The following is a 26,126-nucleotide window of genomic DNA, read 5'->3' as shown; positions in this document are numbered from 1 at the left end:
CGCCCATTCTGCTACCCCTGAAACATCTACTTCACTTTAACAATGAGCTCTCCGCTTTTGTTGGTAGCTGGTAATGTCACACAGATCAGACCTGGATGTGGTTCCATCACTTGTAAATGCTTACCATTAAAAGATGCCTGATATACATACGATGGATTCAGGCAAATCATCACCGACCTGCCGTGTGCGACAGTGCTCTCATCGAAGCTAAGCTTTCCATGATACCCTTTTAGATCCTTGTCAAACTCACTCTTTTCCAGCAAAATCTCAAACCCAGTGGTTACTGTACCCTGTTTGTAACACGCATTATACCAGCTCAGGACAGGCGTAGACAGTCCCGAAAACTGATGCCATCCGGCACCACGGCCATTCAAAGACAGAAAATGTTCAAAAGTGTGATAAGAATCGTTTGTTTCTTTGCTGAAAACCTCAAGACCTTTTTTAGCAATTTTCATCGCCAGTTCAGGTTTCCCCAGATCAAGCATCGTTTTCCAGACAAACCACTGGTGTGGCGTCCATACTGAGCCATTCCAGTAGCCGTCACTGCGGTAATAGGGTGCCGACTGGTCTACCACACCCATCCCACTGGGTGTCCAGAGATGATCTGGGGAGAAGATCTTCTCCAGTAGTATCCTTTGCTGCTCCGGACTGCACACCCCTGAAAGCAGCGGATAGGCTCCATCCATTCCCATGTTATAATCTATACCTTTCGCATCAGCAAATGGCCCCTGTGGCTTTCCCTGTGCATCATGCAGCACATAACTGAAATACCCACTCTCAGGGTTCCATGAAAATTTCTGAAGTGCCTCTGTAAACAGTTTGATGTCACAGTCATACTTTACAATATCTTTTTTGTTCCCCTCTCTGAGGGCAAGCATCCGTAATATTTTTGCAAAACGTATACACTGGGCTGTCGTGATGACCGGACTTACCCTGTCTTCCATCTTTTGCTGATGCAGGGCCGACTGCGCGGGATAATCATCCCATCCGCCGGAGTTGTAGAAATAGTCCCAGGTCTTAAGCAGCTTGGATTGCATGCTTCTGGTTGTAGAACTGCCCGATTCCCCGCAAAGAAATTCATAATACTGTTTTAGACGCGGATAGAAATATTGGCCAACAGCTTTTGATTGAGTTTTGTTCAGCAGGTCGATAAACGCATAAGCCTGCACCGGCACTGGCGAGCCATGATGGATAAATGCCGACTGGCTCTCCGGAGCTGTGGTATATGCATTGATGCACATCAGTGCCGACTTGAGGTCGATCTCATTCAACCCAACAGCGATAAAGCCGGAATCCCAGGTGTAGAGGCTGTTCCACCATTTTCCGGGCGTATAATGTTTGATGTATGTACGCTGTGCATAAATAGGGTATACAATATTGTGCAGCAGGGAGGCCTTAAGCATTTTCTGGCTGAAAACATAATCTTTGCCGGCAGGCAGATCATTTCCGGCGACTACATCTGCCGGGTTACCGGATTTGAGCTGATCATAACGGCTCAGTGTCTGGCCCACCTCTGTACTGTCTGCAGCATGAGTAATCAGACAATGAAAGGTAGATTCACTTTCCGGTGCCACAGTGACCGGTCTGATAAAGATGTTCTCATAATGCCCCTTTTCATTTCCATGCAGAATGCTGTCCACATGATTGTGAACCATTTTTCTGAAGTAAACATCGAGTTCGTCATTTCTGATTTCCCGGATCTTGAACAAGGCATCATCCCAGCGCATCCCATAATATCCGGGAGCATCGGGATACTTCATCAACAGCTGACGTTTTTCAACATTTGTGATTACCCTTGGTTTAAACAGCCTGGGATTTTCCAGCAGGCTAGGTGCAGATACTGCCCCGGGAGTGATCAGTAATCCGTTTAACTCCATGGCAGAGCCCCCCAATGATCGCAGCGTTATGGTAGATGCTCCTTTTAACCTGATAAGCTGCGTAGCGAGTCCACCAGTTCCTTCAAGAGTAATGCTCTCCTTACCGGCTCCCTCCACAAGAATCCTGCTTTTTGTGTTTTTAGCAGCCCGGAAAATCAGGCAGACATACCCGTTTCTGAGTGTGGCAGGTACAATGTAGCTCACCTGATTTCCGACCTCCTGTAAAAAGCGTTTCCCCAGCGCAGAACCATCCAGGAAACTCATATTTCTAATCTCCCCATTCATCAGTCCATCCGTGACCAGATTATCTTTTGGAGAGGCAACTGCAAATTTTATTTTTTGATAATCTACAGCGTTGATCCAGACTCCCCCTTCTGGTATCTGCAGTTTTTTCTCCGGCCATACTTCAGGGTATTGCATACTCCCCATCAGGTTCAGCGCCAGATTTTGAGGTGTTTTTGTCCGGTTTACACATTTGATCACAGCCATCACTGTCCGGGTATCAATTCTTCGATATTCGACATCGGTATAGACCTGGTCTTTCCACTCGAGTTCGTAGCGGTATGTATAGGTTCCCGACTTCAGATCGGCATTCCAGGGGTAATAGCCTGATTCAAACAACACATTTGGCACCAGCACCTTGCCGCGGTAATATCCGGGAACTACAGAGAAGTCAAACCTCAGCCCTTTGTTGATTTCCGGGATATGCGAGATGCCTGCATACTGCTTGGAGTATGGTCCCCATTCGCCTGTATTGGCGTCATGGGAACCACTCAATGTTTCCAGATCAGCCAGTGCCGGACTGTACTGTTGAGTATGGCCCGATTTTATAAAAAGAAACATCGCTGCCAGAACCAAAAATAACTTTCTTCTCATTATCAATACCCTGGGTTTTGCTGGATCTTTGAACTGTTGATATCAATCTGACTTTGCGGAATAGGGAATATAAGATTGTTGGGGCCAAGTAGCGTGACCAAACCAATGATATCCTTTTTGGCATTGAGAACAGGGATGGCGCGGTCTGTCCTGACCAAGTCATACCAGCGGAGGCCTTCGAAGGCAAATTCAACCCTTCTTTCCTGTTCCATGCTCAGGCGGAATGCTGCCTGCGTTGGTATTTCTGTGGCTGTTCTCGCAGGGAGTTTTGCCCTCAGGCGAATCTGGTTCAGATACCTGAAGGCATCGCCAGTGCTCTGATAGCCCTGTTCATTCAGACATTCTGCATACATCAAAAGTACATCGGCATAGCGGATAAGTGGTATGTTGTTGCCGTTGTCATTTTTTGCAACCGGAACATCAAAATACTTCTTTACATAATTACCCTGAATAGTGTTTCCATTGGCATTGACGTAACTCGTAGCCAGCGTCACATCCTTACGCACATCATTGGGCTCATAAGCCATCACCATGTCGTTTGTGGGCTGGTTGTTGCCATCTCCACCAAATGCAATTACGGCATTTCCGGAGTTCTGCGGACCAAAAGCATTTGGCCAGGGGTTTCCCTCAGCAGCACCACCGGATTTGAACTGAATTTCGAATACACTCTCCCTGTTATTCTTGTTATTTACCCTGAAATAGTCGGCATAGTTATCCACCAGGCTATATATACCCAGGTCGATCACTTCCTTCAGTTTTGTGGCTGCCAGAGGGAATTTCTTTTGCGTGAGCAACACCCGGCCCAGCAAAGCTTTTGCGGCACCTTTGGTGGCTCTTCCGATATTTGCACCTGTGTATACGGTGGGTAGTCCGGCATCAGCCTCATTCAGATCCTTTTCAATCTGTGTATACACTTCCGCAACCGCATTTCTTCCGTACGCATAGCCGTCATTAGGATCCTTGATCTCCGTCAGTACCAAAGGAACATCGCCAAAGGTACGTACCAGGTTAAAATATACCAGTCCACGTATAAATTTGGCCTCCGCGATATAACGGCTTTTGAGTGCCTGCTCAATGGTAACCCCATCGATGCGGTCAAGGATGGTGTTTACCCTGTTGATGGCATTGTAGCTATCATTCCATGCCCCTAAAATCAGCGGGTTTGTAGTACGGATATAAAAGCGGTCAAACTCATCCTGATCTGTAACTGAGCCTGAGGCAACCGGTAATGCATTGTCTGATGTGATTTCTCTTAGAACATAGCTGTTGGTGGTAATTCCGCCGCTTTGTAAAGAGGAGTATGCCCCGCTGACCGCCAGGTTGAAGTCTCCCGCAGTTTTATAGGCATTTGATGTTGCTATAGTGGAAATCGGGCTCTGATCAAGAATTGATTTCTGGCATCCTGAATGCAGCATGCCCGCCGCTAGTATGAGAATTGAAATTTGAAGTTTCATAAGATTTTCATTTTAACAATTGATAATTAAAAGCCAATATTCAAACCCAGAATAAAGGTACGGGACAATGGATAGCCACCATAGTCTACGCCACCGGTGAGTGCCGACTCATAATTGCTGATCTCCGGATTGTAGTTCGTGTACTTTGTCCAGGTTACCAGGTTTTGCCCGGAAGCATAGATCCTCGCATTGGGCAGCTTGATCTTATCCAGGATCTTTTTCGGGAATTTATAACCAATGCTGATGTTTTGAATCCTCAGATATGATCCATCCTCTACCCATCGGGAGGAAACAGCATTGTTATTTCCCGTGGTCCTCGCATTTGCCCTTGGAGTTACGCCATCTCCCGTATCAGTAGGGGAGCGCCAGCGGTTGAGCACCGTTGCGTATTGGTTGCCTCCACCTTCGAGATTTTCGAAGAAACGGCGGCTCAGGTTCAGGATTTCGCCTCCCTGTGAACCCTGAAAGGCAATGCTGAAGTCGACAGTACCATAGTTGATGGAATTGGTCATGCTGTAAATAAAATCAGGCTGGTTGTTACCCAGCAGAGTACGGTCGAGGGCATTGAGTCTTCCATCCCCATTCACATCCTCATATTTTGCATCACCCGGTCTGGAAGTAGCATCATGAGGATAGCTGTTTACATCGTTCTGATCCTTGAAAATACCGATTTGTTTGTAGCCATAGAAACTTCCTATAGGCTCTCCGATTTTGGTAATATTGGTTTCACCTACCCCGGTTCCACTCAGGATATTGTCTCCTGTTGGACCAAGGGCCAGCACTTTGTTTTTATTGAAAGAGATGTTAAAAGAGGTGTTCCATTTCAGGGTGCCGGTCAGGTTTTTGGTATTTACGCCAAACTCCATACCCACGTTCTGCATTCTGCCGGTATTTTTCCAGGCTGTAGTGAAGCCTGTCAGACTCGGAATATTGACGTTTAGCAATAAATCTTTGGTGATCCGGCGGTAGTAATCTGCAACGATAAAAATACGGTCGTTCAGCATCCCCAGGTCGAGTCCCAGGTCCAGCTGGTCACTCTTTTCCCATCCCAGCAATGAATTGGCAAGTGATGCTGGTGCGAGACCATTTGACAGCACGTTGTTGAAAGAGTAGTTCTCAGAGCGCAATGTAGCCAGATAAGGGTAGAAGTTATTGTTTGGAAAGGAGTTATTTCCAGACAGACCGTAACTTACTCTGAGTTTTGCTTCTGTAATCGCTGGAATTTGTTTCATGAAACTCTCCTCAGACAATCTCCATCCCACTGAAGCTGCAGGGAATGCCCCCCAGCGTCTGTCAGGAGCAAATATGGACGATCCATCCCAGCGAATAGACATGTTAAACAGGTAGCGGCTTTTAAATGTATAACCCAGTCTGCTAAAATAAGACATGGATGTATTTAATGCCCTTCCGGAAGTGGCAGTAGTGGTAGTACCGTTCACACTGCCGTTAAGCGTTTCTATCAGGTCATTTGCATATGAACTTCCCGTTGCTTCACTGTTGTCGATAGAGAAACGGGTGACCTCCATACCTGCCAGCACATTAAAGTCGTGCCCCCCGGCAAAGGATTTGTCATAATTTAGTGTCTGGTTAAACAGTAATGACAGATTCTGATCAGAGAACGCCAGTCCTGTTGCCACATTGGGTGGTAATAACTGGTTCAAAGGAATCTTTGATGTCCTGAAAGAATTTCTTCGGTTACTGTTGATGTTCGCATTCCCAGAGGCACGGTAATTCAGCTCAGGCAGGAAAGCATAATTCACATATGCACTGGCGAGTAAGTTGGTGGTGGTAAAAGTACTGTGGTATTCCGTAATGTTTGCCACCGGGTTGGTAATCCCCGGCCAGTTGTAAGGGGCGGCAAGGGCTGTCTGTGAAGAATAGCTCCCATCTGCTGCATAGATAGGTGCAAGTGGTGCTGCGGAAAGCGCACTGTTGATGATTCCGTTATCTGCCCAGTGACCATTTGCCCGTACTTCTCTCAGCACTTTGTAGGAAGGGTTGATGCTCATTCCCAGTTTGAGGCGGTCAGTTGCCTTGATGTCAACATTGGCACGTACAGAATACCGGTCCAGCGATGAATTGTCGATTACCCCATCCTGTTTGAAATAATTTGCTGTAGTCAGAAAGCTGATTTTATCAGTTCCGCCGGAGGCTGTAACCTGGTAGTTCGACATTGGTGCATCCCTGAAGATCAGGTCCTGGTAATCATAATAGGGTAGTGCGGCTACTCTTGCAGGGTCGTCAAAGTTAAACCAGTCGAACAGATCACCACGGGGATAGCGGTACCGGAGGTTGTTGCTGGGCCTTACTGAGTTGGGGTCATTCACTGAAGCACCCGGAACGTTATCCAGGTAAGCCGTGTTCGAAGCTTCTTTGACAAATTCAGCAAACTGCTGGCTGTTCAGGAGTTCTATTTTTTTTGTCACCTGCTGAAAGCCTGCGTAAACATCGGCATTGATTACTGTCCTGCCGCTTTTACCTTTTTTAGTCGTCACCAGCATTACGCCATTTGCGCCTTTTGAACCATAAATTGCAGCCGAGGACGCATCTTTAAGCACATCTATACGTTCAATCTCTTCAGAAGTGAGTAAACTGAATACATAAGGATCTACAATGTTTCCATCCAGGACAATAAGCGGTGAGTTATTGGCACTGATAGAGCCCAGACCCCTGACTTTAATGGCAGGGGTATTTCCCGGAGCGCCACCGGTCTGTTGTACAACTACCCCTGCGATCTTACCTTGCAGCGCAGTTGCCACGTTACTCACCGGCATATCCTTTAATTCCTGCATAGGTACAGAAGAAATCGCTGCAGTGACTGTAGTACGTTTTTGGCTACCATAGCCAACTACAACCACCTCTGTAAGGCTGTTGGGCTCCTCTGCGAGCTGGATGTTCAGGCTTGCGCCGCTGACAGGTTTTTCCTGAGACAGGTAACCTATATAACTAAATACCAGTATGGAGCCAGCTTGGGGTACAGTGATCTTATAGTTACCGTTGTTGTCTGTCAGGGTTCCTGTAGCGGAATTTTTGATTCGGACACTCACACCTGGAATAGCTTGTCCCTGCAGATCTGTCACTTTACCGGTAACGACTGTAGCTTGCAGATGCAGATTTTTAGAATAGTTCAGAGTGGGCGCTATTTTTGCATTTGTAATGCCCGGTGTGAGAGAGATCAGGGCGAACATCATAATGAATAGCTTCATTACATTGCGCCTTACTTGTTTAACATGTAAAGTTGATTGCATAATCAGATTCTTTTTTTGAACAATAAACACTTCTTCCCATAAGCTGATGAGGTGCTGCTGGGGTTTGATCAGGAATGGCTGGCACTCCAATCTCAGGAAGCTTCGAATGTTTAGCTGTCGTAGATTCTCAGGGTTTTCATACGTTTAATATTTGGTTTAGGGGTCGAAATCACTGACAGGAATGTCATCATGATTTATTCTCTGTCCAAATATATTAATATGAAGTGCTGATCAATAGCCTGGTACAGGCCTGTGAAGGGATATGGTTTTTTGCAGGATTTTCAAAAAATTGTTCTAAAGCCCTAAAAACGCATAATATGAGATTTTCTGTCTGAATAGCGCTATAAACTTGAATGAAAATGGGTAATAATTGAACTATTTTGGGGGGTGATCAGCCATACCGGTTGAAGATTGCCTGCTGTGCAGGTATTCCTTTGGCGACATGCCAAATTGCTTGGTAAAATTGCGGCCGAAATGTTTGTGTGAACTGAAGCCCACCAGTTCAGATACCTCATATATTCTTAGTATCCCTTCATTCAGAAGTTCAGCTGCCTTTTTCAGACGTGTGATATTGATGAGTTCTATGGCACTTAAATTGGAGATAGACTTGATTTTGCGGTACAAGGTAGGTTTGCTCATGTTCATCCGGTCTGCAAGGAAATCCACACACAGATCAGGATCGCCCAGCTTGCTGTTGATCAGGTTTTGGAGTTTATCTAAAAATATTTCATCCCCTTTAGAATGGGCCATAGCTTTCATATGGATCAGTGGCGAACTGGCAAAATAAGTTTTAATCTTATCGCGGTTTTTAATCAGCGATGATACCTGCACCCTTAAAAAATCTGGTGAAAAAGGTTTTTCTACATAAGCATCGGCGCCCTGTTCGAGTCCATGAATAGTTGCTTGCAGACCTGTTTTGGCTGTTAATAAGATTACGGGTATATGGCTGTACTCCAAATTGGATTTGATGCTGTCGCAGAGGAGGTAGCCATCCATCTCAGGCATCATGATATCCGAGATTACGAGCTGTATAATCTCCTGGCGTAATATATTCAATGCCTCTATGCCATTTTTTGCTGTCAGTATTTTGTATTTATCACTTAAAATATCATCCAGGTACTCCAGGATATCTTCCTCATCATCTACGATGAGGATGACAAATCCAGTATTTTCCGGCTGTGCTTTGATCAGTTCATTCATGGCTTTTTTTTCCATTTTCCTTTGAGATTAAATTCTATAGATTGATGGACGGGCAGTTCCAGGGAAAAGACGTTTCGGCCTGACTGGTCATTTGATACAGCTAAACTTCCCCCATGTAAGTCTGCAAGAGATTTTGATAATGATAATCCAATGCCGGTGCCCTGACGGATCTGCGAATCGGTAGCCCTGAAGAAAGGCTCAAATATTTTTTCATGCAGATCAGCTGTAATGGGCTTCCCGTCGCTTGTAATGGTGATGAATGCTTTGCCGGATAATACATTTGGTGACCATAGTTTTACCTCTATCAGGCTATCGCCATATTTTATCGCGTTGTCGATCAGGTTACTGACAATTTTGTAGAAGGCTTCTGTATCAATGTAGGCCTCGAACGCTTCAGAGGGTAAGAAGATATGATAAGATATATTTCTTTTTTCTGCTACCGGGAGAAAGATCGCATAGATCTCATTCAGGATCTCACAGAGATCTGTTTTTACAAAGTTTAATGAATATCCATTAATTTCAGTTTTACGGAAATCCAGCAGCTGGTTGGTCAGGTTAAAAATGCGGTCGGTATTACGCTGCATTATTTTGAGCTTCTTATCCAGGTAAGGATCTACTGATGCCATTTTGGATATGTCTTCCATTGGTCCTTTAATCAGGGTGAGTGGGGTACGGATTTCATGGGCAATATTTGTAAAAAACTCAATCTTTGCCTGATAGATCTCCTTCTCTTTTTTTGATTCTAATTGTTCCATCCGCTTTCTGTTGCGGTCTTCGATTCTCAAATGATAACTCCTGAGCAAGAACCAACAGGCAATACCAAGCAGGATTGCGTAAAACAGATAGGCGAGGTTGCTCCTGTAAAAAGGTGGTAGTACAGTGATCTGTAGTATGGGATTCTTTTTTGTCCAGGTATGATTTCCATTGCCCAATCCCTTGACTTCAAAAGTATATTTTCCGGGAGCAAGCTGCGTAAAGTAGGCCTTTCTGTTTGTCTTCAAATGAACCCATTCATCACTGATGCCTTTCATTCTGTAGGCATATTGTGTCATGTCGGGCGACAAAAAACTAACTGCGGCAAAGTCGATGCTAAAGGTTGACTGATCATTGTCGAGCACCAATTGGTTTGTATAAAGGATAGATTCTCTGAGCACAGAATCGCTGTGTATGCCAATCTCCTGGTTATCGATTTGAAAGCCCGTAATTTTGAGCTTTGGTTGCGTCACTGAATCTTTAAATTGTTCAGGATGAAAGCTGATCATACCCTCTACGCTACCGAAATAGATATCTCCGTAAAGATCCTTGAACCCTGAGTTGTAATTAAACTGGTCGGTGAGTAATCCATTGGAAGTAGAAAAAACCCGGAGAGTTTTCGATACCGGATCAAACCTGATGAGACCGCGGCTACTCGTGATCCAAAGCAGATGGTCGTTGTCCGCTATGATCTTAAATAGGAAATTACTCGGAAGCCCATCTTTTATTGTAATTCTTGTGAAGGTCTTTGTATCTGCATCAAGCAGATTTAACCCTCCGCCGTCGGTAGTTACCCAAATTTTTCCTTTGTGATCCTCAAATACACCATTTACCGTGTTATGTCCAATGCTTCCGGAATGGCGCGGGTCGTTTTTATATTGGGTATATCCGTTTTTTGCGGGATTAAAGCAGAAAAGTCCATTGTTGAAACTTGCAACCCAGATGTTCCCCCTGCTGTCTTCATAAATTGACTGGTAAAACATAACGGGAAGACCGCCGACTAATTCGAAGTCGTCATTTTTACGATTGTAGCGGTACAGACCTTCAATAGTGGCAACAAGAATATCTCCGTTCCTGGTCTTACAGAAGCTGACGATAAATCCTGCACGCAGGGAATTGCCTTTTCCTGCTGTGTAGTGTTTGATGACCTTCCTGGTTTTTAAATCCATCACATCCAGTCCATGCTCAAAAGTTCCGATCCACAGTTTGTCTTCATCCACCAGAAGGCCATGGATATTGGAGTAAGAAATGCTCGTTGCCTTGCCGTCAGGAAAGAAATTCTCGAAATGACCCGTTTGAGGATCCAGCATATTTAGCCCCGCATCTTCTGTACCGATCCACAATCTGCCTTTTCCATCTTTGCAGATTTCCCTTACATCATTGCCACTGATGGAATTAACTCCCTTTTGGGGGAAGTATTTCGTGAATACGGCATAGCGGTTGGTACAGTAATTTGCCCCACCGAAATAGGTGCCTGCCCAGATGCCCTTCTCGCTGTCCTCCAGCAAGGAATAGATGGCATTATTGGACAGTGAATAGCCGTCACCGTGCTGATTTTTCAGTTGTACGATACCCTGAGCAGCGTAAATATAGATTCCGGTTTCAGTGGCAATCCAATATTCTCCCTTGCTGGTACGGATCATATCACGCACATAAATAGCAGTCTGATCAGGATTGAAGGTCAGTATCTCAGTGGTAGTTCCGGCAGAGCGGTTAAAGCGTTTGAATCCCTGATTGGCAGTGCCGATCAGAAACTCGCCATTACCCATATCAAGGATGCGGGTTACCCAGCTGATATCCTTCGGATTGGCCTTGTTCATTACAAAGGTGGAACGGAATGTTTTACTCCGGGGATCAAACTGCTCTATTGTACCCTGCATCGTGCTGATCCAGATGCTTCCATCCAGCATCATCGAGACTGATGTGGCATCAAAAGTTCTTTTCAGCTGTGTAATCGTATCGCTATGCGGATCATACACATATATTTTCTTTAGCGATATGATCCAGAGATTGCCATCCCTGTCATGTGCAATGTCGTTGATTCTTAGTTTTTCTGTGCCTTTAACGAGCCTGAGTTTTTCAGTACGCGGCATATACAGGTAAACCCCGCGGTTTGTACCTACCCACAACCGGCTGGACTGGTCATAGTGTAAAGCATAAATGAGGTCGTTTCCGATACTGCCATCGTTATCGGCATCATGCCGGTAAGTTTTGAACTGATATCCGTCAAATCTGTTTAATCCGTCTTTAGTTCCAAACCACATGAACCCCTGTTTATCCTGGGCCGTGGCGAAAACGGCGTTGTTTGACAATCCGCTTTCTACCTGGTAATGCCTGAAATAGTAAGGTTGAGCAAAACATATCCCTGTAAGGAAGAAGAAAAATGATAACAGGATATATCTATTTGGATGGAGCATGTTCATTTCAAATATATCGATTAGCGGTCGTGAAAATTCTATACTTCTTCATGATAAAGCGATATTATCTGCATTAACTCGTCATCTATCCATACATTTACACCTCCTAAAGCGAAAACATGATAAAAGATATAATTATAGAAATAGAAGGTGTACACCTTACAGACTTCAATGCTGGTTTCAAAGCAGCTCCATATACCGAAGAAACGGAAAGCGGTATCAGCCTGTTGTTCAATGATGTTGAGGAACTGAAAAGTTATCACAACAGCCTTGTCTCACAGGATGATACAGCGGGCGAAGAGAAAAATGATACTAAAGTTAAGGTTGCTGCGGCAGTGAAGAAAGCTATGCGCCGCAATGAAGCTGTCCTGGATGCTGTGCGTACTTACGCAGAATACTTGTTTTCTTTTATTTTCAATGCTGATGCCCATAGGAAAGACAGGCTGATGATCCTGGATACCGTTATTGCAGATGTTCAGGAAAGCAATGATAGTCTGGAATTGCAGAAAGCAGTACTTGATGCGACCTTTGAACTTGGTGACCTCTCAAAAAATGATAAGTCCAAATTCTATGACTACGTACATAACCAGGCAGATTATTATTTCGATAAAATCAAAGAAAGCCTCATCACAGAACTGACTGATCTCAGGAAGGGTTTGTTAGGCTAAATACATCACTTTCATGTAATTACTTTTTGTAAATTTGGGTGGTTTGATAAAACGAGAGTTGAAACCAAAACTCTCCTGTTACAAACAGACTGGAGCCTGCAGGATAACAGCTACAGCATAGGCTTTTCCGAACAGCCTAATTTTGATTTTTTCTTTAAGAAGAACACGTGCATAATCTTCGATCACTGTTGCGGTGCTGGTCAGGGAGCCTTTATCCAGAAAGCCAGTTCTGAAAAATCCCGGAGCCACGACTGTTGCAAAAATGCCCAGTGGTGCAAGCTCCTGCGCCAGGGATTCGGTAATTCCTTCAATGGCGAATTTGCTTGATCCGTAGATGCCCCAGCCTACATATCCAAAAAGACCGCCGACAGAAGAGATGTTGATAATATGACCCGAGCGCTCCTTGCGCATAAAAGGTAATACGGCACGGATCACATTCAGTGTTCCGAAGACGTTTACCTCAAAGTTTTGTTTCGCTTCTGCATCGCTTGTTTCTTCTACTGCACCGATGATGCCGTAACCTGCATTGTTCACCAGCACATCGATCTTTTCGAAATGATCTATAGCTTGTTGCACAACAGCCCTGGCCTGATGCTCATTGGTAATATCAAGTGATACTGCATACAGGTTTTTATCATTTGAAAATTGTGCGGCGAATGCTTCGGGATTACTGCGAACGCTGGCTATGATTTGATCTCCGCTTGCCAGTACTGCTTTCGTAATTTCAAGTCCAAAGCCTCTGGAGGCGCCGGTGATGAACCATGTTTTCTGAGTTTTCATATGCTATAATTTTTTGTTTTTTGATATATCAAAGTTGCATCAGAATGGGCTCATGAGTTTTTTGAATAGCAAAGGTTACGTTATGAATTTCAAAGATTCTCAGAGGCGTCTGGAGGATGAGTAAAATAAGACACCCTGTAAATGTGACGAAATTGAATAAAAATTACCCTGTAAATGTGACAATTTCTTTATACATTTACCCTGTATATGTAACAAAAATAAGGTCTATGTTTCATAGAGATATTATTAATGAGCTAATTGCGTGGAAGGAGAGCTCCGGGCGTAAACCTTTATTATTAAGAGGGGCCAGACAAGTTGGAAAGACTACAGTGATAAACATGTTTTCCAAACACTACCAGCAATACATCTACCTGAATCTTGAGCAGGCTGATCAATCATTAGATTTCAGTAATTATGGCAATGTAGAAAGACTAACAGAACAAATATTCTTCATTTTTAATAAAGATATAAGTCTGTTAAAGAATACGCTGCTATTTATCGATGAAATTCAGGATAGGCCAGGAGCCTTGAATATGTTACGTTACTTTTATGAGAAAATACCGGATCTTCATGTGGTCGGAGCTGGTTCTTTGCTGGAGACTGCCATCAATGGGCAAACCAAAATTCCCGTCGGAAGGGTAGAGTATAAAATCCTGAGACCTGTATCTTTTCATGAGTTTTTACTTGCTTCTCAAGAAGACCAGGCTGCCATAGCATTATTGGAAACACCTATTAAAGAATTTACTCATCAAAAGCTTCTATCTCTTTTCCACACATATACACTCATAGGAGGAATGCCGGAAGTGATAAGGCACTATGTTGAAAATAAAAATCTACAAGCCTTAAGTGATATTTATCAGTCTTTGATTTATTCTTATATTGAAGACGTAGAAAAATATGGACGTAATGATAATTCAATTCAGATTATCAGGCATATCATTCGTGCCAGTTTTCTTGAAGCTGGCAATCGTATAAAGTTCCAGGGCTTTGGTAACTCCGGCTATGGCTCACGTGAAGTCAGTGCAGCCATGCAGACGCTTCAAAAAGTGATGATTATTCAATTACTTTATCCTACCACCAATACTAATGTTCCCCTGCTTCCTGATATTAAAAAATCTCCGCGTCTGCAAGTACTTGATACGGGGATGCTGAATTTTTTTGCGGGTTTGCAAAAGGAGTTAATACTTACAAAGGACATAGACCACGTCTACAAAGGTAAAATTGCAGAACATATTGTTGCACAGGAATTACTGGCAGCTAAGTATAATGTGTTGAACGAATTGCATTTCTGGGTCAGGGAAAAAAAATCGTCAACGGCAGAGGTTGATTTTGTGATTTTATACAATAGCATGATTATTCCTGTGGAAGTAAAAGCAGGTGCAACAGGTACATTAAAATCGTTACATTCATTTATAGATGAAGCAGAACATAGTATCGGTGTACGTATTTATGGCGGACCACTCAAAGTCGATCGACTTACTACTCTGAAGGGAAAAGATTATACACTTCTTAATCTTCCTTTTTACTTAACTTCAAGAATCGAAATTTATCTGGATTGGATGATCAACACAAATCTCTATTCGTCTGAACTCTAATCAGCTGTTTTAAGACTATGGCAGGATAACAAATTAAAATCACTGCTATTAAAGCTTACTTATATTGTGCATTAACGAACGTCAACTGACCGGTAATGAACAGATATCAAATGAAAGTAGCTATATTGATGCTTTAAAACCGATATTTCAGACTGGCACGCCATTCGTAAACATACCGGCAAATCACAACGTATGTTTTTCATCAACTTCAAAATAGCGCTCAGGAACCTCAAAAAACACAAAGGATTTTCAGTGATCAATATCGGTGGGCTCGCCCTTGGTCTCACTTCCTGTTTGTTGTTATTGTTATATGTGAATTACGAATACAGTTACGATCAGCAGTACAAAGCAATCGACCGCATTTATGTGGCACAGCTTAACCATGATATTGACGGAGGTATACACACTGATCCTTACACGCCTAATAAATTAGCTGCTGCGGGATTGCAGGAGCTGCCTGGAGTTGAAGCTGCCTGCCGCATTAGCAATTACGGTATGTATCGCCTTTTTAGTCATGACAATAACAAATATAGGCTAAACATCATTACTGCAGATCCTTCCTTCACAAAAATGTTCGACTATAAGGTGAAAAGCGGCGACATCAGCACTTCGATGAATGACCCCTATTCACTGATACTGACTGAAAGTGCAGCTAAAAAATTCTTCGGAGATCAAAATCCTGTAGGAAAAAGCCTCAAATGGGATAACCGCTTATGGGTAAAGGTCACTGCAGTCATCACCGACCCGCCTAAAAATCAAACCTTTCAGTTTGAAGGTATCCAGACATGGTCCTTCTATGAGAACTATGTGTTTCCTGAAGAAAAAACATTTGAGTGGGGGGCGATTTCCTGCATGACGCTCTTTGAACTGAAACCAAATGCAAATTTTGCCGCCACAGATGCTGCATTACGCAAACTGATCAGGAGACATGATGCCGGCACAAAGCTCGAAGCATTTTTGTTTCCCTTTAAAAAACACCACCTGTATGACGAGTTTGAGAACGGCAAACTGACAGGGGGTAAAATCGACCGTGTTAACCTTTTCGCCTTCCTTGCTTTTTGTGTATTGCTGATCGCCAGCATCAACTATATGAACCTTTCTACGGCGCGCTCTGAGAAACGGGCCAGAGAGGTGGGCGTGAGGAAAGCTTTAGGTTCATCCAGATGGGCACTCATGGGGCAGTTTATCCTGGAATCTCTGTTGTTGTCAACAATTTCAATGCTGATCTCTTTTGCCTTACTGGAACTGCTGCTCCCGCAATTCAATGCCCTGCTGGACACGGCTATTCGTATCGACTACAGTTCCTATACTTTCTGGGCGGTGCTGATCTCCCTGATCCTGCTCACAGGAGTACTTGCCGGCAGCTACCCTGCACTGTACCTGTCTTCATTTACGCCTGTAAAAGTTCTGAAAGGATTTAAAGGGACTGCGGGAGGTGGATTGTCTATTCGCAAATCACTTGTTGTCATACAATTTAGTCTGTCTATCTGCATGATTATCTGTGCGCTGGTCATCTACACGCAGATGCAGTATATCAAAAATAAGCCCCTGGGCTTTGAGCAGAACAACCTGTTGGGACTTGCCATGGAGGGCAATTTCAAAGAGCCTGTAAAAGTGGAACTGCTCAAGAATGAACTGAAGAAGTCGGGGGCAGTAGTCCTGGCGAGCGAATATGCAGGTAATTTTACCACCATGTCTAACAATACCAGCGATATCAGCTGGCCTGGCAAGGATGTCAATGATAATGCACTTTTTGAGTGTCGCAGTACGGGTTATGATTTTGCCAAAACTGTAGGTGCCAAAATGGTGCAGGGCCGAGATTTCTCCACACTCTTCCCAGCAGATACTTCCACGAATGTGATCCTGAATGAGGCTGCAGTAAAAAGAATGGGACTTAAAAATCCAGTTGGAACAGTAATCAGCTGGGTAGGTAATCCGCCCTTAACCATTGTAGGGGTGATAGAAGATTATGCCAATGGCAATGCGGGTGCAAAATCCCTGCCGACTATCTTCTATTACAATTTACGACTGGTTTCGCAGCTGATGATCAGGCTCAATCCAAACTTGCCTTTGAACCAATCTGTGAGCAAAGTCAAAGAAATCAGTCAGCGTCTAAACCCATCTTATCCTGCAGAACTGGAATTTATCGATCAGTCGATGGAGCTGAAGTTGAAAAGTGAAAGAATATTGAGCACGCTTTCCAACCTATTCGGGGGCTTCTGCATCTTTATATCCTGCCTGGGTTTACTCGGACTGGCATTGTATATGGCGGAGCAGCGCCAGAAAGAAATCAGTATCAGGAAAGTGCTGGGCGCAGATTTGAAAAGCATTCTGGTATTACTGAATAAGGATTTTATTAAGCTAGTTCTGATTGCTAACCTGATCGCATTTCCGGTAGCTTATATCTTAGCCGGCAAGTGGTTGCAGAAGTATGATTACAGGATAGATATGGGCATCTGGCCCTTCCTCCTTGCGGGGCTGATGTCATTGATCATCGCATTGCTGACGGTAAGCCTGCAGTCGTTCAAAGTAGCCAGGGCAAATCCCGTAGATGCATTGAAATACGAATAATAATTGCGGGAAATTCATTTTGTTAACGTATACTTAACCTGGAAGCTGTTATTTTTATCGCCGGATAAAACAGAATTCTATTAAAAAGTATATTAAATGAAACACAAAGCATTGCTGATCTTAATGATCATGTTATTTACAGGAAGCATGGGCGTACTGGCCCAGGATTTAAACATCGCTACGTATAATATCCGGTACAACAATCCGGGAGATTCACTGGATGCATGGCCCAACAGAAAAGAAAGCCTGCTCAATATGGTACGTTTCTATGATTTCGACCTTTTTGGAGTTCAGGAAGCCCTGGCGGGTCAGGTAAAAGACCTTTCGGAACTGAAAGGTTACGACCACGTAGGTATCGGCAGAGATGACGGAAAAGAAGCCGGAGAGTTTTCGGCAATATTCTTTAAAAAAGACAGGTTAAAACTCATCAAAAGCGGCACCTTCTGGCTATCGCCTACTGACGTTAACCACCCTAATAAAGGCTGGGATGCGGCATTGCCAAGAATCTGCACCTGGGCGAGTTTTGAAGACAAAAAAACTGGCTTCAAATTCTATCACTTTAACACGCATTTTGATCACCGCGGACTGGAAGCCAGACGTGAAAGTGCAAAGCTGATCATGCGGATGATGAAGGAGATTGCCGGTGCTGCTCCGCTGGTGCTGACAGGCGATTTCAACGTGACGCAGGACAATGAAAGCTACCACCTGTTTAATAACTCCGGACTGCTCAAAGATGCCTATCAGACTGCTGCAGTAAAACTTAGTGATAACGGAACCTTCAATGCTTTCAAGATCGCTACGCCGACAGCAGATACCGGAAGAATTGACCACATATTTTTCAGTAACCAATTTACAGTACGCCGTTACGGAGTGCTGACCAATAGTTTCCGTGGCCGCTATCCTTCAGATCACTTCCCTGTGATGGTGGTGGCAGCCCAAAAAGGGAAATAGTTTGTAACATCCTTTTCGGTTCATTGTCAAATGAATAACTAAAACTATTTGACATGAAACTAAACCTTCCCTTCAAAAAGAAAACAGATGGCATTCAACCAAAGCAGTCGAAGAAACGCGAATGGTTGAATGCCCTCGTATTTGCACTGGTTGCATCTACCCTCATCCGCGGCCTTACTTTCTCGGCCTATGCCATCCCTTCGGGTTCAATGGAAGGTACACTCCTTACAGGTGACCATCTGTTTGTCAGCAAAATGAGCTATGGCGCAAGGATGCCAATTACGCCTGTTCAAATTCCATTTTTGGAATCCACCATTACCGAAAGTCAGGTCAAAACATACTGGGACGGGATCAAACTGCCTTACTTCCGCTTACCGGGACTATCCGTTATTCAGAAGAACGATATCGTAGTGTTTAACAAACCTGAGGAAGCAGACCCTTCCTACAACAGAGCGATAGACGTTAGAACAAACCTGATCAAGCGCTGTGTGGCTACTCCCGGCGATGTGCTGACCATTGTGAACGGGCAGGTAATGATCAATGGCAAGGCGTCCCCAAACGGAGAGAAAGCACAGACTTCCTATACCGTTATCACTGATGGCAATACGATCAACCCGGATGTATTTAAGGATCTCGGAATTGAGATCATCGGTCAGGATGACCTGAGTACGTATACGATGATCATTCCAGCAGCCAGCCTCGCAGAATTCAGGGCCTATGCTTTCATCAGGAAGGTAAATCCGGTGATTGACCCCGCAGGGCATTATGATGCACAGATCTTTCCTCATCACGAAAAGTTCGCCTGGAATATGGACAATTTCGGGCCGCTGACTTTACCGAAGAAGGGCATGACTATCACGCTGAATGAGTCATCATTAATTGTGTACCGCAGGGCAATCGAGTTGTACGAAAACAATCAGGTAGAGATCAAGGATAAGCATATCCTGATCAACGGCAAAAAAGCTGATACCTACACATTTCAACAAAACTACTACTGGATGATGGGAGATAACCGCCACAACTCTCTTGATTCCCGCTTCTGGGGTTATGTTCCCGAAGATCATGTGATCGGCAAGGCAGTGGTTACCTGGTTCAGTATCGATTCTGCAGAGAACCTCCTGCATAAAATAAGGTGGAACCGCATAATGAAGCCTATCAACTAATTTTTGTCTGAACTGAATGCTGGCACAAAATCTGATTGATCCGGAAATATACGATAGTGTAAAATGAACCGAACATTTAGATTTTATAAAACAGAAGAACAGAAATGGTTTGTCGACCTGCCGGAATGGACTAAGTCGGTCGTTGACCTGGAGATGGTAGAAGGTGCAGATACGATGCTCGACAAAGTATCAGGAAATAAAAACGAATGTTACCTGAAAATGAGCGACGAACCTATTAAAGGAGCAGACCGGATGAAACTGGTTAAAGACAGAACTAATTGTCAGCTTGGTGGGGGTGATTATATCATGGAAACCTACAAAGGCAAGGCATTTAATCACAAATTGTGGTTGTGCTCGGTGACGGAAAGTGTGTTTGGCGATTTGCCTGAAGTAATTTATGTAGATTATCCGGTAAAATCAGATCAGAAAGATTAATTTCAGCTTTTTATGATTTTTACCGCTTACAAATGAAGATTCTTTTAGCCTGCCTTTTCAGTTTCCTAACCTTAACCGTCTATTCTCAACATTCAAAGCAGGCGACTGTTACTGTGGATGCAACACAGCAAACAGGCACGATCAACCTCCTGCAATATGGACAGTTTATAGAACATCTCGGGCGCGCTGTAACTGAAGGGATTTACGAAGAAGGATCTCCATTGTCGGATCAGGATGGCTTCAGAAAGGATGTCATTGAAAAAGTAAAGGAGCTTCGTACGCCTTTGTTGCGATATCCGGGAGGAACATTTACCAAGATCTACCATTGGGAAGACGGGGTAGGGCCTAAAACTGAGAGAAAAAAGAGGAAAAACCTCATCTGGGGCGGTGTAGAAGACAACCACTTTGGTACTACTGAATTTATAACTTACTGCCGGAAAATTGGGGCAGAGCCTTTCCTGGTTGTCAATATGGCCACAGGTACACCCGAAGAGGCGGCAAACTGGGTAGAATATTGTAACGGTACCGGAGATACCCATTATGCGAACCTGCGAAGGGCTCATGGTTTTAAAGAACCCTTCAACGTGAAATTTTGGGGAATTGGGAATGAAGAGTACGCAGAGACGGATGCGGGACGCGATCAGGATGTGCAGACCTACATCAAAGATACCTGGTTTTTTGTGAAGCTGATGAAACTGCAGGACCCTACACTAAAGCTCGTGCTGGTAGGTAATTCAGATGATACGGAATGGAGCCGCCAGGTACTGGAAAAGCTACACCCTGTATGCGATTTCCTTGCTGTTCACCTGTATTCCATTCCTACAGATACAACTTACGCTACGCTGATCCGTTCCATAGACCAGTTTGAGAAACCGCTGGTGGATATGGAATCGTTGTTGAGCAAGATTCCGGCGAAGGTTTCAAATTTCAACTCCTGGTACCGCTTTCCCGCGCGGACAGCACCTGTGCAACTCGCTGTGGATGAATGGGGAATATGGGATATCAATTCAAAAAAAGGTAAAGGACTGTTCCAGATGGAATACCAGTATAACTGGTCGCACGCCCTAGGGGTTGCTACTTTTCTCAACTTATTTCAGCGCCATAGTGCTTCTGTAGGTATGGCCACCTGGGCACAGACAGTGAACGTGTTAGCACCCATCATGGCCGATTCAACAGGATCGTACCGCCAAACTATTTATGCGCCGCTGAAGGCCTTCAGAGACTATGCTGGTAAGTATACCCTGAAATCATCTACCGTATCTCCGGATATGGAGGCAGGGATTAAAGCCCTTGATGTTTCCTGCAGTCTTTCTGAAAAAGGCGATCAGATCATCTTCACTATAGTCAACCGTGATGCGGTCCATGCCATCAACACGGCGATCCGGATTGATCACCTGCCGCAAGGTTTCAAAAAGGCCACGCTGAAACAGATCTCCTATACCGCTAAAAACTTGTACGCTGCTAATTCATTTAAGCAGGAGAATGCAGTAGCGATGAAGGAAACGCAAAGGAAGTTCAATTTGGATAAACTGAATACCCTGGTAGCTCCAGCATCATTCACCGTGCTGATTGTGCAGAAACAGCCTTAAGGAAGAGGTTTTTTAGCTGAGCCTCAGGTTTCAGGATCAGGCATTCTCTGTTGCCTAACCCTGAATGCCAATTAATATCAGTACTATTGTACATGATTATTAAAACCCCGTTGACAAAGGAGCAGAAAGATTTTATAAAAAAACACCAGATTTCGGAAGATATGCTGATTGATGCCAATGGAGAGGCGATGTCAGACGACTTGAAGCAAAGAATGTTGGAAACTGAAAAGGTGATTGCGTACAATGTCGGCGGTGCAGAGAACAATGATCATAATTTCACAGACATTGATGGTGTTTTTGTACAGGGAGATACGGATAGAATCCCTTTTGCATTGAGAACCTACAAAACAGGCTATATCTACATTGCCGGCTCTAAAAAAAATCACCTCATTAAAGTGGGCTCTTCAAACGAAGTTAATGATAGGATTAAATCCTTAAATATTGCTTCCAAAAGTGGTACTATTGATGATTGGGAACTGATCCTGCAAGCTAAGACTACAAGTCTGGGAAAAGTGGAGAAAATGTTCCAGCAGAAACTCAGCGAGTATAAATCATCCTCCCAGTACGAAAAAGGAAAATTGCAGAATGGGGGCGAGTTGTACAGATGTTCTTACAATAAAGCTAAAGAAGCAATGACTGCAGCCGAAGGGGAAGAGCAATTTGAATTTACGCAGATCAGTGAGAAAAAACATTTAATCACTGAATATCTCTTTAAAAATCTTAAGGTTAAACCAACTACGGTCAAAACTTCTTAGACAACAATTTAACATATAGGTGTGCTTTACCGATTTATTTGCGCTTACAAGTGTTAAATAATTGTTTGGTATACCTAAAAACTTGTAATATTGCGGACTCTTTATAATTAGTCTAATCTAATACAGGAAATGAAAACACCTTTACCCAATTTAAAATCTATTATTATAAAAGCAGCACTATTGCTCATCTGCTGCTTGTCGTTCAGCTCTCTTCATGCACAAACCCGTTATGGAACAATCAAAGGGACTGTTAAAACTTCAGATAACAAGGCTGCAGAATTTGTAAATGTTTACATCCAGGCGCTAAAAAGAAGCACTACCACTGATGAAAACGGTAAATATGAAATTATAAGAGTCGAGGAAGGTTCACAAACCGTCACCGTAAGTTATGTAGGGCTGACCACTAAAAGCCAGTCGGTAGAAGTGGTGGCAAATAAAACTGTGACCAGCGATTTCATGCTGGAGCAAAGCAAAGGCGAACTGCAGGAAATCCTGATTAACTCCAGTAAAACGAATAAATACAAGCGTACCAAATCTGAATACGTTTCTAAAATGCCATTGAACAATTTAGAGAACCCTCAGGTTTACACCACCATTGGAAGTCAGCTGATGCAGGATCAGCTGGTCTATTCTGTTGATGACGCGATGCGCAACGCCACAGGTATAGCGAGAGTGTGGGAAGCTACAGGCCGCGGTGGTGATGGCGGTTCTTACTACAGTTCACGCGGGTTTGTAACACAGGCTAAGTTGCGTAATGGCGTTGCAGGTAACGTAACCAGCAGTATTGACGGGAGTAACCTGGAGCGTATTGAGGTGATCAAAGGTCCCTCGGCGACGCTTTTTGGCAACGCGCTGACTACCTACGGAGGTTTGATCAACCGTGTGACCAAAAAAGCATATGATGCTGTAGGTGGCGAAGTGGCAGTGAGTGCCGGAAGCTATGACTTCCTGCGTACCAGCGTTGATTTCAATGCCCCCTTAGATCCGGCAAAAAAAGTCCTGTTCCGTTTAAACTCTGCATATAATTACAAAGGCAGTTTCCAGGACGCAGGTTTTAACCGCAACTACAATATTGCACCTACCATTACTTTCAATCCGAACGACAGGTTATCCATCACCCTGGACGCAGAAATCATGGCCGGCCGCTCACAGATTTCTCCATATTACTTCCTGCTGGGTACAACAGGATTGGGAACTAACCGTGCTGATGAACTGGGCTTTGATTACAAAAAAACCTATCTGGGCAATGATTTGAGTATGTACTCCAGAAGTGCCAACTTCTTTGGACAGGCAACTTACAAAATCAGTGATGCTTGGACATCCACTACCAATGCATCCTTAACAAATAGCTATAGTGATGGATTTGGACCATATTTCTACCTTCTGGGTGATTCAATTTCACGTAACGACCAATCGACCGCCAAAAGTAAAGACCAGACGCTAGAGATTCAGCAGAACTTTAATGGTGATTTTAACATCGCCGGATTGAGAAACCGCGTTGTCATTGGCCTGGACTACCTGAGAAGAAACTCAGACCAGCACTACTTCGGAGGTAACTTTGATACCGTTCCGTTAAACAGCTCAACTTTTAATTATGGAGCTTTCAATGCTGCGGCGCTGAATGCCTTATATGGAAGGGTTACTCCAAGTGAATTTCCTTATATCTATACCACCAATACCTACAGTGCTTACGTATCTGAGGTGTTAAATATCACCGATAAATTACTGGCACTGGCAGCAATCAGGGTGGACCGCTTTGAAAACGGCGGGAGTTATTATCCACCTTCTCCAGACCCGGTGGGCGCATTTAATCAGACAGCCTTTGCACCTAAATTCGGTTTGGTATACCAGCCAGTTAAAGATGTTGTTTCGGTTTTCGCCAACTATCAGAATGGCTTTACCAACGTAAACGGACTGGATTACCAAAGCAGGGTATTCAAGCCTGAAAAGGCTAACCAGATGGAGGGTGGTGTGAAGCTGAATGCTTTTGACGGCCGCTTAAGTTCTACCATCAGCTACTACCATATCAAAGTAAAAGATATTGTACGTACAGATAACACACTTCCTGCTCCAAACAATCAGATCCAGGATGGTACGCAGGTGAGTAAAGGTATCGAAGCAGAAATTACGGCGAATCCATTTGCTGGGTTCAACGTGACAACAGGATTCGCATACAATGATTCAAAATATGAAAATACCAATGCAGATCTGAATGGATTGAGACCTAACACTGCAGGTTCACCTTACCTGGTTAATTTCTGGGCAAGCTACAGATTGCCGGCACATATCGTTAAAGGTTTGGGACTGGGCTTTGGTGGAAACTATGCGAGTGATAACAAAATTATCAATTCAAGAGCTGCCGGACAGGGTGTGTTTATCCTGCCTGCATATACTATCCTGAACGCCTCTGCTTTCTGGGATTATGACAAGCATATCAGATTTGCTGTGAAAGCGGATAACTTTACCAACAAACAATACTATATCGGATACGGAACGGTTAACCCTCAGCAATTGAGGAGCTTTATCGGAACGGTATCTTATAAATTTTAAATGTTCTGAGATCTAAAAAAGAAGCCCTGTGGATATCCATTGGGCTTCTTTTGTTTGTATTCAATCTTAATAAGTATATATTTGCTTGCGAAAACACAATCTCTGATGGCAAAAAGTAAGAAATTCAAAAATGCAATCCTGCAAATACACTTATGGCTGGGATTGGCAACGGGTTTGGTTGTATTTATTGTCAGTGTAACAGGTTGTATCTATGTTTTCGAAGAAGAGATCCGTGATTTAACACAGAAAGATAAATTGTACGTTCCTGTACAGCAAAAACCTTTTGTAGGTCTTGCGCCAATCATAGAGAATTATAAAAAGGCAAGTAAAAATGCCAAATTGACTACCATCAGGATCAACAATGCGCGGCCGGATGCTACGGTAATAGTCTCAGGTGGTAAGAAAAACGATTATTACTTTAATCCCTATACTGCGGAATTGGTTACAAAGGCAAAACCCGACTGGCTTCATGTGGATGAAGATCTGCACAGGACGCTGTTACTGGGAGAACCCGGTAAGTTTATCATGAACTGGTCGGTCGTTATTTTTGTGATCATGCTGATCAGCGGATGGGTGCTCTGGTTCCCTAATCAGATGCGTTTATTGCGTCAGTCGCTTACCATCAAGTGGAATGCCTCATTCAAACGGGTGAATTATGATTTACATAACGTCTTAGGATTTTACTCCTCCTGGATACTGATCATTGTTGCACTTTCGGGATTATATTTTGGTTTTGACAGCGTAAAGAAAGGAGCAACCTTTTTAACAGGTACAAAATTGACCAAACCAGTTTCGGTTGCAGCCAGCGCTAAACCCTTTTCACAGGACAGCCTGCCACAGCGCTATGACCAGATCTATTCAGCAGCAATGCTGCAATATCCGGGCGCAAAGGAAACTGCTTTATCGATCAGGAAAACCGGAGAATTGCGTCTGAGAATCATCTATCCTTCAGAATTCTCGAGGAAACAAAATGTGTTTTATTTTGATCCTGCTACTATGCAGATGTCCAAATATAAATTGTACAGGAACTTCAAACTGGCTGATAAATTGGAGTCGAGCAACTACGACCTGCATACGGGTCAGATGTTCGGTCTTTTTGGTAAAATCCTTGCCTTTATTGCCAGCCTGATTTCTGCCAGCCTTCCCGTTACAGGGCTGATCATCTGGCTAAAGAAAAAGAAGAAAACCAAAAAAAAGAAAGTTGTTCCTGTCCTGAAGAGAGAGCCTGCGCTTACGGTGTAGCC

At 43.8% G+C, this 26,126-nt stretch carries 16 protein-coding genes; 10 read left to right on the top strand and 6 right to left on the bottom strand.

Going from position 1 to position 26,126, the window contains the following annotated elements; all coding sequences use genetic code 11:
• Positions 1-26 precede the first annotated feature (26 nt).
• From OQY15_RS18180 to OQY15_RS18160, 5 genes are all read right to left on the bottom strand, one after another.
• Complete coding sequence (locus OQY15_RS18180) at positions 27-2,753, bottom strand: trehalase family glycosidase (protein ID WP_265793338.1); 2,727 nt, start codon at positions 2,751-2,753, stop codon at positions 27-29.
• A gap of 2 nt (positions 2,754-2,755) precedes the next feature.
• Positions 2,756-4,207: a RagB/SusD family nutrient uptake outer membrane protein gene (locus tag OQY15_RS18175; RefSeq protein WP_265793337.1), complete on the bottom strand. Its 1,452-nt coding sequence runs from the start codon at positions 4,205-4,207 to the stop codon at positions 2,756-2,758.
• Positions 4,208-4,233: 26 nt separating this feature from the next.
• A complete protein-coding gene (locus tag OQY15_RS18170) occupies positions 4,234-7,413 on the bottom strand; it encodes a TonB-dependent receptor (RefSeq protein WP_265793336.1) in 3,180 nt (1,059 codons plus the stop codon).
• A 417-nt stretch (positions 7,414-7,830) separates the two neighbouring features.
• Positions 7,831-8,670 (bottom strand): DNA-binding response regulator, encoded by an 840-nt coding sequence (locus OQY15_RS18165; RefSeq protein ID WP_265793335.1) that lies wholly within the window; start codon positions 8,668-8,670, stop codon positions 7,831-7,833.
• Positions 8,652-11,825 (bottom strand): two-component regulator propeller domain-containing protein, encoded by a 3,174-nt coding sequence (locus tag OQY15_RS18160; protein WP_265793334.1) that lies wholly within the window; start codon positions 11,823-11,825, stop codon positions 8,652-8,654. The genes OQY15_RS18165 and OQY15_RS18160 overlap by 19 nt, the downstream gene beginning before the upstream one ends.
• Positions 11,826-11,944: 119 nt before the next feature.
• Between OQY15_RS18160 and OQY15_RS18155 the strand changes: the two genes are divergently transcribed.
• Positions 11,945-12,493, top strand: coding sequence for a hypothetical protein (locus OQY15_RS18155; protein WP_265793333.1), 549 nt, complete (start codon positions 11,945-11,947; stop codon positions 12,491-12,493).
• A 78-nt stretch (positions 12,494-12,571) separates the two neighbouring features.
• On the opposite strand, the gene OQY15_RS18150 is transcribed toward OQY15_RS18155, so the two are convergent.
• Positions 12,572-13,273: an SDR family oxidoreductase gene (locus tag OQY15_RS18150; RefSeq protein ID WP_265793331.1), complete on the bottom strand. Its 702-nt coding sequence runs from the start codon at positions 13,271-13,273 to the stop codon at positions 12,572-12,574.
• Between the two features lie 227 nt (positions 13,274-13,500).
• Here OQY15_RS18150 and OQY15_RS18145 point away from each other — a divergent pair, with 227 nt between their 5' ends.
• The 9 genes from OQY15_RS18145 to OQY15_RS18105 all read left to right on the top strand — a co-directional run bounded on the left by OQY15_RS18145 (position 13,501) and on the right by OQY15_RS18105 (position 26,124).
• Positions 13,501-14,868 (top strand): AAA family ATPase, encoded by a 1,368-nt coding sequence (locus tag OQY15_RS18145; protein WP_265793330.1) that lies wholly within the window; start codon positions 13,501-13,503, stop codon positions 14,866-14,868.
• A 192-nt stretch (positions 14,869-15,060) separates the two neighbouring features.
• Complete coding sequence (locus OQY15_RS18140; protein WP_265793329.1) at positions 15,061-17,439, top strand: ABC transporter permease; 2,379 nt, start codon at positions 15,061-15,063, stop codon at positions 17,437-17,439.
• Between the two features lie 96 nt (positions 17,440-17,535).
• Entirely contained in the window at positions 17,536-18,390 is an 855-nt protein-coding gene (locus OQY15_RS18135; protein ID WP_265793328.1) for an endonuclease/exonuclease/phosphatase family protein, read from the top strand.
• Between the two features lie 53 nt (positions 18,391-18,443).
• Positions 18,444-19,553 (top strand): signal peptidase I, encoded by a 1,110-nt coding sequence (gene lepB / locus OQY15_RS18130; RefSeq protein WP_265793327.1) that lies wholly within the window; start codon positions 18,444-18,446, stop codon positions 19,551-19,553.
• A 63-nt stretch (positions 19,554-19,616) separates the two neighbouring features.
• Positions 19,617-19,988: a DUF6717 family protein gene (locus OQY15_RS18125; protein ID WP_265793326.1), complete on the top strand. Its 372-nt coding sequence runs from the start codon at positions 19,617-19,619 to the stop codon at positions 19,986-19,988.
• A gap of 32 nt (positions 19,989-20,020) precedes the next feature.
• The gene (locus OQY15_RS18120; protein ID WP_265793325.1) at positions 20,021-21,577 is read left to right on the top strand and encodes an alpha-L-arabinofuranosidase C-terminal domain-containing protein; all 1,557 of its coding nucleotides are present in this window, start codon (positions 20,021-20,023) and stop codon (positions 21,575-21,577) included.
• Positions 21,578-21,669: 92 nt separating this feature from the next.
• Positions 21,670-22,332 (top strand): GIY-YIG nuclease family protein, encoded by a 663-nt coding sequence (locus tag OQY15_RS18115; protein WP_265793324.1) that lies wholly within the window; start codon positions 21,670-21,672, stop codon positions 22,330-22,332.
• A gap of 129 nt (positions 22,333-22,461) precedes the next feature.
• Positions 22,462-24,882, top strand: coding sequence for a TonB-dependent receptor (locus OQY15_RS18110; protein ID WP_265793323.1), 2,421 nt, complete (start codon positions 22,462-22,464; stop codon positions 24,880-24,882).
• Positions 24,883-24,987: 105 nt separating this feature from the next.
• On the top strand, positions 24,988-26,124 hold the full coding sequence (locus OQY15_RS18105) for a PepSY-associated TM helix domain-containing protein (protein WP_265793322.1): 1,137 nt from the start codon (positions 24,988-24,990) through the stop codon (positions 26,122-26,124).
• Positions 26,125-26,126 lie beyond the last annotated feature (2 nt).

Origin of the sequence: Pedobacter sp. MC2016-15 (assembly GCF_026239695.1) — a bacterium.
Lineage (GTDB): Bacteria > Bacteroidota > Bacteroidia > Sphingobacteriales > Sphingobacteriaceae > Pedobacter.
This window is presented reverse-complemented; position numbering and strand designations above follow the sequence as displayed.

Coding starts and splice junctions, on each gene's coding strand:
- OQY15_RS18180 (WP_265793338.1), bottom strand. CDS start 2,753: ATGAGAAGAAAGTTATTTTTGGTTCTGGCAGCGATGTTTCTTTTTATA.
- OQY15_RS18175 (WP_265793337.1), bottom strand. CDS start 4,207: ATGAAACTTCAAATTTCAATTCTCATACTAGCGGCGGGCATGCTGCAT.
- OQY15_RS18170 (WP_265793336.1), bottom strand. CDS start 7,413: ATGAAGCTATTCATTATGATGTTCGCCCTGATCTCTCTCACACCGGGC.
- OQY15_RS18165 (WP_265793335.1), bottom strand. CDS start 8,670: ATGGAAAAAAAAGCCATGAATGAACTGATCAAAGCACAGCCGGAAAAT.
- OQY15_RS18160 (WP_265793334.1), bottom strand. CDS start 11,825: ATGCTCCATCCAAATAGATATATCCTGTTATCATTTTTCTTCTTCCTT.
- OQY15_RS18155 (WP_265793333.1), top strand. CDS start 11,945: ATGATAAAAGATATAATTATAGAAATAGAAGGTGTACACCTTACAGAC.
- OQY15_RS18150 (WP_265793331.1), bottom strand. CDS start 13,273: ATGAAAACTCAGAAAACATGGTTCATCACCGGCGCCTCCAGAGGCTTT.
- OQY15_RS18145 (WP_265793330.1), top strand. CDS start 13,501: ATGTTTCATAGAGATATTATTAATGAGCTAATTGCGTGGAAGGAGAGC.
- OQY15_RS18140 (WP_265793329.1), top strand. CDS start 15,061: ATGTTTTTCATCAACTTCAAAATAGCGCTCAGGAACCTCAAAAAACAC.
- OQY15_RS18135 (WP_265793328.1), top strand. CDS start 17,536: ATGAAACACAAAGCATTGCTGATCTTAATGATCATGTTATTTACAGGA.
- lepB (WP_265793327.1), top strand. CDS start 18,444: ATGAAACTAAACCTTCCCTTCAAAAAGAAAACAGATGGCATTCAACCA.
- OQY15_RS18125 (WP_265793326.1), top strand. CDS start 19,617: ATGAACCGAACATTTAGATTTTATAAAACAGAAGAACAGAAATGGTTT.
- OQY15_RS18120 (WP_265793325.1), top strand. CDS start 20,021: ATGAAGATTCTTTTAGCCTGCCTTTTCAGTTTCCTAACCTTAACCGTC.
- OQY15_RS18115 (WP_265793324.1), top strand. CDS start 21,670: ATGATTATTAAAACCCCGTTGACAAAGGAGCAGAAAGATTTTATAAAA.
- OQY15_RS18110 (WP_265793323.1), top strand. CDS start 22,462: ATGAAAACACCTTTACCCAATTTAAAATCTATTATTATAAAAGCAGCA.
- OQY15_RS18105 (WP_265793322.1), top strand. CDS start 24,988: ATGGCAAAAAGTAAGAAATTCAAAAATGCAATCCTGCAAATACACTTA.